The organism is Kitasatospora sp. GAS204B (assembly GCF_029892155.1).
Classification (GTDB): domain Bacteria; phylum Actinomycetota; class Actinomycetes; order Streptomycetales; family Streptomycetaceae; genus Kitasatospora.
Window position 1 is genome coordinate 79,112 of sequence record NZ_JARZAG010000018.1, and the last position, 8,796, is coordinate 87,907.

Consider the following 8,796-nt stretch of genomic DNA (forward strand, 5'->3'; position numbering starts at 1 on the left):
TCAGGAGCTCAGGGCTCCCACCGACCCGACCACTGGTCCGACCCGGTGAAACGCCCGGCCGGGCGTGACCCTGCGGCTCGCCGGCCGTTGAGCAGGCCGGCCACACCCCACCCCCGGAGGACCAGATGCGTACCGCGATCCGATTCACCGTCACCGGCGCCCTGCTCGCCGCGGCCGGCCTGGCGGGCGCCGCCTCCGCCTGGGCGGCCGGTAACCCGGCCTACCCGGCCCCCTCGAAGCAGGAGCACACCTACAGCATTCCGGTCGGCGGGATCACCGACCTGGGCGACCTGACCAAGGTCGCGAACCTGGGCACCGACTTCGCGGGCGTGCTCGGTCACTGAGCCACGGCCCGTCGGTCAGCCGGCGGTCAGCACCGGCTGGTCGTAGGTCCGACGGATGCTGGTACCGCTGAGGCTGACGTCGACGCCGTAGACGTGGATGGAGACGGTCTTCTCGGTCGTGGCGTTGCGGACCCGGTGGATGTCGCCGGGTGGGGTGACGTAGGTGACGGCGCCGGCGGGGTGGACCGTGGTGCCGACCGGGACCAGGACGGTGCGGTCGGCCTCCACCGCCAGGCGGTAGACGGTCTCTTCCTCGGCTCCCAGGTAGGTGCCGACCACGCACCAGGAGGTGTGGTCGTGGACGCTGGTCGTCTGGCCGGGCAGCCAGACCAGGGCGACCACCGAGAAGGAGCCGTCCGGTTCGGCGTGCAGCAGGTGCTGGCGGTAGCGGAGCGGATCGGGCTCCAGCTGGGCGGACGGCAGCAGGTCGGCGTGGCGCAGAAAGGGGGCCAGCGCGGCGGCGACCCGCTGGGCGCGCTCCTCGGCGTTCGAGGCGGCGCCCAGCTCGGTGCGGATGGCGGCCGTGAGCTCGGTCAGGACCGCGGTCATGAGGGTGGTCATGAAAGTGAGTGCTCTCTTCGTCCTGAACTGATCGCGAACTGATCCGACGTCAGACCGTCAAAGCCGTCAGGGCCGGCACGGCCGTCAGCCGCGGCGCCGCGACCCGGGCCGCGAGCTCGGCGATGCTCGCGGGGTCGTGGACGGCCGAGCGCGGCACCACCAGGTCGGGCTGATGCGCGGTCAGTACGTGGTCCCGGGCCAGCCGGGCCCGCCCGCCCCCGGTGATGTTCAGCAGCACGGGCGCTTCGGTGTCGATCCGCCCGGCCAGCACGGCCTCGCGCAGCGCGGCTAGCGCGACGCCGGCGGCCGGCTCGATGTCGATCCCCTCCAGTTCGCGGAAGGTGTCCATCGCCGCCAGGGCCGCCTGGGCGCTTGCGGTGAAGACCTGACCCGAGCTCTGGGTCAGCGCGTCGTACAGGCCGCCGCGCACGTCGTAGGGCGGTCGACGGTTGGTCAGTTCCGGGGCGAACGCCCGCTCGGTGGCGAGCCGTTGGTCCTGCTCGGAGCCGCTCTCCCAGAGTCGTTCGCCGGTCTGCCAGGCCTGGTGGACCGGGGCGTACGCGTCGTTCTGCGCCAGCAGCAGCTGCGGCAGCGGTCCGGGCCGGCAACATCGCAACCGCAGCGCCGCCTCGTGCGCGGCGATCGCTCCGGCGCCGCTGCCGATGGCCTGGACGTAGTACGTGGGCAGCGTGCCCATCGCCTCCACGGCGGCGAGCAGCACGGTGGCCAGGCCGTCCCGCCGGCCGACGTTCTTGGTGCCGCCCTCGGGCGTGAAGCCGGGCAGCCTGGCGAGCGCGTCGCCCAGCGCGATGGCGTCGGCGTAGTCCGCGCCGTCGACCGCGATGACGCGCACCAGCTCGGAGCCGGGCGTGCGGGTGCGCAGCCGGGGCAGGGCGGAGGACGGCACGATGATGACGACCGGGACCTGCTGGCGCGCGCAGAGTTCGGCGAAGGCGGCGGCGGTGTTGCCCGCGGAGGTGACCACCAGCGTGCCGGCCTCCTCGGGGATGCGGCCGAGCACGGTGGCGGCTTCGAGTTCCTTGAAGGTCCCCGTCATCAGGTCGCCGCCGCGCTCGGGCCAGTAGCCGTTGAAGGCGATCCACAGCTCGCTCAGCCCGAGCGAGGCGGCCAGCCGCTCGCTGCGGTAGACGGCGGTGCGGCCGGTGTCGGCCAGGGTGCGGCGGACCGGCAGCCAGTCGCGGTACCGGAAGACCCCGCTCTGGGCCTGGTCCGGCGTCAACTCGGTGGCCTGGTAGTCGGTCTGCCACAGCCCGGGCCCGTGCGGGCCGGAGCAGCCGAGCGTCAGGCCGTCGTCGACCCGCCGGTGCCCGCAGACGGAGCACACGAGGCGGTAGTGGGACGCGTCGGTCGAATCACCGTGCATGGGGCTGGTTCACTCTCGGTGTGGTCGGTGCGTCGGGGATCGCGCCGTGCGGATCCGGCCGCGGGTCGGGCCGGGCCGTGGTGCGCGCGGCCGGCCCGAACGGGCCCGCCGCACGCGGACGGCGATGCTCAGGCCGTCGCCCGCACGAGACTGGCGGGCCGCATGTCGGTCCACTGCGCCACCACGTGGTCCAGGCAGTCCTGGCGGTCGGCCGGGCCGTGCGAGAGGGCCCAGCCCACGGGCACCTCGGCGAAGGCGGGCCAGAGGGAGTACTGGCCCTCGTCGTTCACCAGGACCAGGAAGGTGCCCTCGGTGTCCTCGAACGGGTTCGTCATCGACGTGTCCTCTCATCGGAGCAGCCGGAGAGTACTGAACAGCGGTCAGCAGTCGGCCGGTCGTGCTCAGTTGGAAACCCCGGGCCGGGATCGGGCGGGCCACGCGCAGTCGGATTCGTCTGCGGGGCAGCTGAGTTGGCGCTCGGCCGGCCCCGACCGGGGCGGAACGGCCCGGCGTGGTGGGGTGCACTCGCGAGTCAGAGCCTGCGGGGCAGGATGTAACGGAAGATCGCGATCACGTAAACGCGAGATGAATTCACCACTCATAGTCCTGCCGTATTAGGGGCCGACCGACTTTGAGCCGACGTCAGTTGTCATCGGCTGACAACTGTGGTTAGCCTGCAGCCGGCGAAGTACCAAGCGCGACAGCGTGCCTGACCTCGTCAAGGCAGCGTTGACCACGAACAGCCAAGAAGGACAACCGTGCTGAACGGCCCACCCGCCCAAAACGCGCTTGCGGAACTAGAACTGTCAGGTCTTCACGATTCGCTGGCATCGCCGGTCAGCGAATCGATGAACTTCCTCAACGAGATCGCGCACCGGTTCCCGGATGCCATATCCCTGGCCGCCGGGCGTCCGTTCGAGGGTTTCTTCGATCTGGACGACGTGCACCGGTACTTCGACACCTATCGCCGGCACCTCACCACCCGCCTGGGCGGTGACCAGGACGCGGTGCGCCGCACGCTGCTGCAGTACGGGCGCACCAAGGGCATCATCCACGAGCTGATCGCCGAACACCTGCGGGTGGACGAGGGCATCACCGCGGACCCGCAGGCCCTGGTCGTCACGGTCGGCTGCCAGGAGGCGCTCTTCCTGACGCTGCGCGCGCTGCGCCGCAGCGACCGGGACGCGGTGCTCGCCGTGACGCCCAGCTACGTCGGGGTGCACGGCGCCGCCAGCCTGGTGGACATGCCGGTGCTGCCGGTCCGGGAGTCGTCCGAGGGCATCGACCTGGACGACCTGGTGGCCCAGCTGGCGCGCGCCCGTGCGGCCGGCCTCAACCCCCGGGCCTGCTACGTGATCCCCGACTTCGCCAACCCGAGCGGGATCAGGCTGAGCCTCGACGTACGGCGGCGGCTGCTGCGCATCGCCGCCGAGCAGGACATCCTCCTCCTGGAGGACAACCCGTACGGCCTGTTCGGCGACCCGGCGGCCGCCGGTCCCCCGACCATCAAGTCCCTGGACGACGCCGCCCGGGTCGTCTACCTGGGCTCGTTCGCCAAGACCGGCCTGCCCGGCGCCCGGGTCGGCTACGTGCTGGCCGACCAGCTGGTGCCCGGGACGGACGGCCCGCTGGCCGACCAGCTGGCCAAGATCAAGAGCATGCTGACGGTCAACACCTCGCCGATCGCGCAGGCGGTCATCGGCGGCAAGCTGCTGGCCCACGGGTGCAGCCTGCGGGCCGCCAACACCCGCGAGATCGAGCACTACCGGAGCAACCTCGAGCGGGTACTGGCCGGTCTGGAAGCGCGTTTCGGCGACACTCCGGGCGTCTCCTAGAACACGCCCGCCGGCGGGTTCTTCCTGCTGCTGACCGTCCCGTTCCCGGTCGGCGACGAGTTGCTCGAGCTCAGCGCCGAGAAGTTCCGGGTGCTGTGGACGCCGGTGCACCACTTCTACGCCGACGCACAAGCACGCGATGTCATGCGGCTCTCCTTCAGTCATCTGCGACCGGAGGAGATCGAAGAAGGATTGAACCGGCTGGCGGACTTCATCCGTTATCGGTCGCGCACCTGATGGACAAGAAGAAGACACGGAGGCCGCGAAGTCGATGGACACTTATACGCCGCTCCTGAGGAGCAAACCGCGAAGTTGGGGGTGGACCTACCGATGACCACGCTCACAACGACCACCGCCACGGCCCGGATCGTCGGAGTCGGCACCGCCGTTCCGGAGAATTCCTATTCCCAGCAGGAAATCCTGGACATCTTCGAGGTCCAGGACCCGCGAGTGCGCTCGATCTTCCTCAACAGCGCGATCGAGCGCCGATTCCTGACCCTGCCGCCCGAGGGCCCCGACGGCACCCGGGTCCTGGAGGTGCAGGGCGAGCTGCTCGCCAAGCACAAGGCCCAGGCCGTCGACATGGGGGTGCGCGCCGTCCAGGACTGCCTCAAGGAGACCGGCGCGGACCTGTCCGACATCGGCTACCTCTGCTGCGTCACCACCACCGGGTTCCTCACCCCGGGCCTGAGCGCCCTGATCATCCGCGAGTTGGGCATCGACCCGCACACCAGCCGACTCGACGTGGTCGGCATGGGCTGCAACGCGGGGCTCAACGCGCTCAACGCCGTCAACGGCTGGGCACGCGCCAACCCCGGCCGGCTGGCCGTCATGGTCTGCGCCGAAGCCTGCTCCGCCGCCTACGTCTTCGACGGCACCATGCGCACCTCAGTGGTCAACAGTCTCTTCGGCGACGGTGCCGCCGCCGTCGCGCTGCTCGCCGGCGAGCCCGAACTGCCGCTGCCCCAGGCGAAGGGACCGCGCCTGCTGAAGTTCGCCAGCTACATCATCACCGACGCCATCGACGCGATGCGCTACGACTGGGACGGCGGCCAGGACCGGTTCAGCTTCTTCCTCGACCCGCACGTACCCTACGTGGTCGGCGCGCACGCCGAACTCGTCGTCGACCGCCTGCTCGCGGGTACCGGGCTGCGCCGCAGCGACATCAGCCAGTGGCTGGTGCACTCCGGCGGCAAGAAGGTCATCGACGCCGTCGGCGTCAACCTCGGCCTGACCCGGCACGACGTGCGCCACACCACCAGCGTGCTGCGGGACTTCGGCAACCTCTCCAGCGGCTCGTTCCTCTTCTCCTACCAGCGGCTGCTGGAGGAGCGGGCGGCGCAGCCGGGGGACCACTGCGTGCTGATGACCATGGGTCCGGGATCCACCATCGAGACCGCGCTGGTCCGTTGGTGACCACCCGCACCGAGCAGCCAGTCCGCACCGAGCACGAAGGCCACGCCACCATGAACCACACCCTCCAGCCGCTGCTCATCGACGGCGCCCAGCCGCTGTCCGCCGAGACCGTGCAGGCCCTGAACGCGCTCTGCTCCCAGGCCGAGGACGGTGTCCTGGGCACCGCGCTCGTCCTGCGGGTCGGCGGCGTGCCCGCGACCGGGCCCACCGAGCCGCCGGCGCTGGCGCTGGTCAACAAGTGGGAGCGGGCGCTGCGCCGCCTGGAGCGCCTCGACCTGCCCACCATCGCGCTGGCCACCGGCGACTGCGGCGGCACGGCGCTGGAGGCCCTGCTGGCCACCGACCACCGGATCGCCGACCCGGCGACCCGCCTGCTGCCGGCCGGTGCGGACGGCGTCTGGCCCGGCATGGCCCTCTACCGCCTCGTCCACCAGGCCGGCGTCGCCCCGGCCCGTCGCAGCGTCCTGTTCGGCACCGCGATACCGGCCGAGCGGGCGCTGGCCCTGCACCTGCTGGACCAGCTCGCCGACGACCCGTCAGCCGCCCTCGCCGCCACCGTCGACAGCCTCACCACCGCGGCCGGGGCCGGGCTCGGCATCCGCCGGCAGCTGATGCACGATGCCGCCACCACCAGCTTCGAAGAGGCCCTCGGCCGCCACCTGGCCGCCTGCGAGCGGCTGCTGCGCCGGACGGCCACCGGGGTGGCCTCATGACCGCGCCGATGATCGACGCCGACCCGACCGCACTGCCGATCCACGCCGCCCTCACCCCGCCGGCGATCGGCAGCGACCTGACCACGGCCCGGCGCACCCTGGCCGATGCCGCCGACCGGGCCGACACGCTGCTGGCCACGCTGCCCGAGCCGGCCGGCCGCACCTCCGAGCAGCAGGCGCTCGCCACCGACGCGAAGAACGCCGCCCGCACCGTGCGCAGCCACTTCATGCGGCTGCACGGCGAGGCCGTCTACCAGCACCTGACCGACGGTCACACCCTCGACCTGCGGCTGCCCGAACTCGTCGCGGGCGCCGCCGCCGGCTGGCCCGGGCTGCTGCCGGGTGCCGAGGCGATGGCGGCCGAACAGGCCAGGCCGCAGGCCGCGAAGGAGGGCCTGGAAATCGACCAGGGCATCTTCCTGCGCGAGGTGCTCCGCTCCCCCGCCTCGGGCCGCCACCTGATCGACGCGATGGCTCTGCCCACCGCCCGCGCCCTCCACCTGCTGCCCGACTTCCGCCGCACCGGCGAGCTCGACCTCGGCTCGGTGCGACTGGAGCGGCGCGGCGGCGCGGCCCACCTGACCATGTGCCGCACCGACTGCCTCAACGCCGAGGACAACCGCCAGGTCGAGGACATGGAGACCGCCGTCGACCTCGCGCTGCTCGATCCGCAGGTGCGGGTCGGCCTGCTGCGCGGCGGCGAGATGACCCACTCCCGCTACCGCGGCCGACGCGTCTTCAGCGCGGGCATCAACCTCAAGAGCCTGCACACCGGCCAGATCTCCCTGGTCGACTTCCTGCTGCGCCGCGAACTCGGCTACATCAACAAGCTCTTCCGCGGTCTGCGGGTCGAGCACGCTGGCTCCTGGCACACCCCCGTGATCGAGAAGCCCTGGGTGGCGGCCGTCGACAGCTTCGCGATCGGCGGCGGCGCCCAGCTGCTGATGGTCTTCGACCGGGTGCTCGCCGCGGCCGACTCCTACGTCAGCCTGCCCGCGGCCCAGGAGGGCATCGTGCCCGGCGCGGGCAACCTACGGCTCGGCCGGCTGGCCGGCGGCCGCGTCTCCCGTCAGGTGGTGCTCTGGGGCCGCCGGATCCACGCCACCGAACCCGACGCCGGTCTGCTGCTCGACGAGGTCGTCGAACCGGACCGGATGGACCGGGCGGTGGCCGAGTCGCTGGAGCGCCTCGACAGCCCGGCGGTGGTCACCAACCGCCGGATGCTCAACCTCGCCGAGGAGCCGCCGGAGCATTTCCGGCAGTACATGGCGGAGTTCGCCGTGCAGCAGGCGCTGCGCCTCTACAGCCAGGACGTGATCGGCAAGGTCGGCCGCTTCTCGGCGGCCGCCGCTGCCGCCCACACCTGACCGCGCGCCGGGTCCCGGCCGGCCGATCCTGTCGGGCAGGATCGGCCGGACCGGACCAGCGCCGCACCATCCACCAGAAGAGCCGGAGAGCCGATGGACCTGGCAGACCTCACCCGCGTCCGCTACGAGAAGCGCGACCGCGTCGCCCATGTGACGCTGGCGCGGCCCGAGTGCCTGAACGCCATGGACCTGCGGATGCACGAGGAACTGGCGTGCGTCTGGGACGACTTCGAGGCGGACGACGAGGTGTGGCTGGCCGTCCTCACCGGTGCCGGTGACCGCGCCTTCTCGGCCGGCCAGGACCTCAAGGAGCTCGCCGCCCGGATCGCCCAGGGCACCAACACCCCGGCCACCTTCGGCAGCCGCGGCAAGCCCGGCTGGCCCCGGCTCACCGAGCGCTTCGAGCTGGCCAAGCCGGTGATCGCCCGGGTCAACGGCCATGCCTTCGGCGGTGGCTTCGAACTGGCGCTGGCCTGCGACGTGATCGTCACCGCCGACCGCGCCACCTTCGCGCTGCCCGAGGCCAAGCTCGGCCTGATGGCCGGCGCCGGCGGCGTCTTCCGGCTCACCCGGCAGGCACCGCACCGGATCGCCCTCGGCCACCTGATCAGCGGCCGCCCGATGACCGCCGCCCGCGCCTACGAACTCGGCCTGGTCAACGAGGTGGTGCCGGCCGAGGAGTTGGACGCCTGCGTGGACGCCTGGGTCGCGGACATCCTGCGCTGCGCCCCGCTGTCGGTGCGCGCGATCAAACAGGCCGCGGCGGCCGCGGCAACCATGCCCCTGGAGCAGGCGTTCCGGACCCGCTTCCCGTGGGAGGAGCGGCGGATGCACAGCGAGGATGCCGAGGAAGGGCCGCTCGCCTTCGTCGAGAAGCGGACGCCGCAGTGGAGAGCCCGCTGACCGTCAGGCAACCTGGCAAGTTGTTCCAGAGTTTGACTCTGATTCACCGAACGGGCTCTCGACATGACTCTGCCTCAGGCACCGTGACGCTGGAGCAAGATCCGCAGATCCACCGGATCGACGCCCCACCCTGATCCGCCTACCCGCCGGATCCACCCCCACCCGAAGAGACCACCCGCGGAGCCTGCCCGGCCGAGGGTGGCTCCCTCTTTGCCACTGCCCGTTGCCGCTGCCCGTCGCACGGCCACTGCTAGACGAACCGGAGCACCGAAG

General features: G+C 71.8%; 10 protein-coding genes. 7 read left to right on the forward strand and 3 right to left on the reverse strand.

The window, feature by feature from the left end; all coding sequences use genetic code 11:
• The first annotated feature begins 125 nt into the window (after positions 1-125).
• The gene (locus P3T41_RS23710; protein ID WP_280692047.1) at positions 126-344 is read left to right on the forward strand and encodes a hypothetical protein; all 219 of its coding nucleotides are present in this window, start codon (positions 126-128) and stop codon (positions 342-344) included.
• A gap of 15 nt (positions 345-359) precedes the next feature.
• Here P3T41_RS23710 and P3T41_RS23715 read toward each other — a convergent pair whose 3' ends face one another.
• From P3T41_RS23715 to P3T41_RS23725, 3 genes are all read right to left on the reverse strand, one after another.
• Positions 360-905 carry a cysteine dioxygenase family protein gene (locus tag P3T41_RS23715; protein WP_280692048.1) on the reverse strand — a complete coding sequence of 182 codons (546 nt, stop codon included), beginning with the start codon at positions 903-905 and terminating at the stop codon, positions 360-362.
• 49 nt (positions 906-954) lie between these two features.
• Positions 955-2,289, reverse strand: coding sequence for a cysteate synthase (locus P3T41_RS23720; RefSeq protein WP_280692050.1), 1,335 nt, complete (start codon positions 2,287-2,289; stop codon positions 955-957).
• Positions 2,290-2,417: 128 nt separating this feature from the next.
• The gene (locus P3T41_RS23725) at positions 2,418-2,624 is read right to left on the reverse strand and encodes an MbtH family protein (RefSeq protein ID WP_280692052.1); all 207 of its coding nucleotides are present in this window, start codon (positions 2,622-2,624) and stop codon (positions 2,418-2,420) included.
• Between the two features lie 513 nt (positions 2,625-3,137).
• Here P3T41_RS23725 and P3T41_RS23730 point away from each other — a divergent pair.
• The 6 genes from P3T41_RS23730 (at position 3,138) to dpgD (ending at position 8,523) form a co-directional block, all read left to right on the forward strand.
• Positions 3,138-4,124 carry a PLP-dependent aminotransferase family protein gene (locus P3T41_RS23730; RefSeq protein ID WP_348533687.1) on the forward strand — a complete coding sequence of 329 codons (987 nt, stop codon included), beginning with the start codon at positions 3,138-3,140 and terminating at the stop codon, positions 4,122-4,124.
• A gap of 60 nt (positions 4,125-4,184) precedes the next feature.
• Complete coding sequence (locus tag P3T41_RS36960) at positions 4,185-4,361, forward strand: hypothetical protein (RefSeq protein ID WP_348533688.1); 177 nt, start codon at positions 4,185-4,187, stop codon at positions 4,359-4,361.
• Between the two features lie 93 nt (positions 4,362-4,454).
• Positions 4,455-5,540 carry a 3,5-dihydroxyphenylacetyl-CoA synthase DpgA gene (dpgA, locus tag P3T41_RS23735; RefSeq protein WP_280692054.1) on the forward strand — a complete coding sequence of 362 codons (1,086 nt, stop codon included), beginning with the start codon at positions 4,455-4,457 and terminating at the stop codon, positions 5,538-5,540.
• A complete protein-coding gene (gene dpgB, locus P3T41_RS23740) occupies positions 5,537-6,253 on the forward strand; it encodes an enoyl-CoA-hydratase DpgB (protein ID WP_348533689.1) in 717 nt (238 codons plus the stop codon). Before dpgA ends, dpgB begins: the two co-directional genes overlap by 4 nt.
• On the forward strand, positions 6,250-7,620 hold the full coding sequence (gene dpgC / locus P3T41_RS23745; RefSeq protein ID WP_280692056.1) for a (3,5-dihydroxyphenyl)acetyl-CoA 1,2-dioxygenase DpgC: 1,371 nt from the start codon (positions 6,250-6,252) through the stop codon (positions 7,618-7,620). Before dpgB ends, dpgC begins: the two co-directional genes overlap by 4 nt.
• A gap of 93 nt (positions 7,621-7,713) precedes the next feature.
• On the forward strand, positions 7,714-8,523 hold the full coding sequence (gene dpgD, locus P3T41_RS23750; protein WP_280692058.1) for an enoyl-CoA-hydratase DpgD: 810 nt from the start codon (positions 7,714-7,716) through the stop codon (positions 8,521-8,523).
• The last annotated feature ends 273 nt before the right edge of the window (positions 8,524-8,796 follow it).

Bases quoted from the DNA above. Each gene is read 5' to 3' on its own strand.
- P3T41_RS23730 (WP_348533687.1), top strand. From the start codon at position 3,138: ATGAACTTCCTCAACGAGATCGCGCACCGGTTCCCGGATGCCATATCC.
- P3T41_RS23710 (WP_280692047.1), top strand. From the start codon at position 126: ATGCGTACCGCGATCCGATTCACCGTCACCGGCGCCCTGCTCGCCGCG.
- dpgD (WP_280692058.1), top strand. From the start codon at position 7,714: ATGGACCTGGCAGACCTCACCCGCGTCCGCTACGAGAAGCGCGACCGC.
- P3T41_RS23725 (WP_280692052.1), bottom strand. From the start codon at position 2,624: ATGACGAACCCGTTCGAGGACACCGAGGGCACCTTCCTGGTCCTGGTG.
- dpgA (WP_280692054.1), top strand. From the start codon at position 4,455: ATGACCACGCTCACAACGACCACCGCCACGGCCCGGATCGTCGGAGTC.
- P3T41_RS23715 (WP_280692048.1), bottom strand. From the start codon at position 905: ATGACCACCCTCATGACCGCGGTCCTGACCGAGCTCACGGCCGCCATC.
- dpgC (WP_280692056.1), top strand. From the start codon at position 6,250: ATGACCGCGCCGATGATCGACGCCGACCCGACCGCACTGCCGATCCAC.
- P3T41_RS23720 (WP_280692050.1), bottom strand. From the start codon at position 2,289: ATGCACGGTGATTCGACCGACGCGTCCCACTACCGCCTCGTGTGCTCC.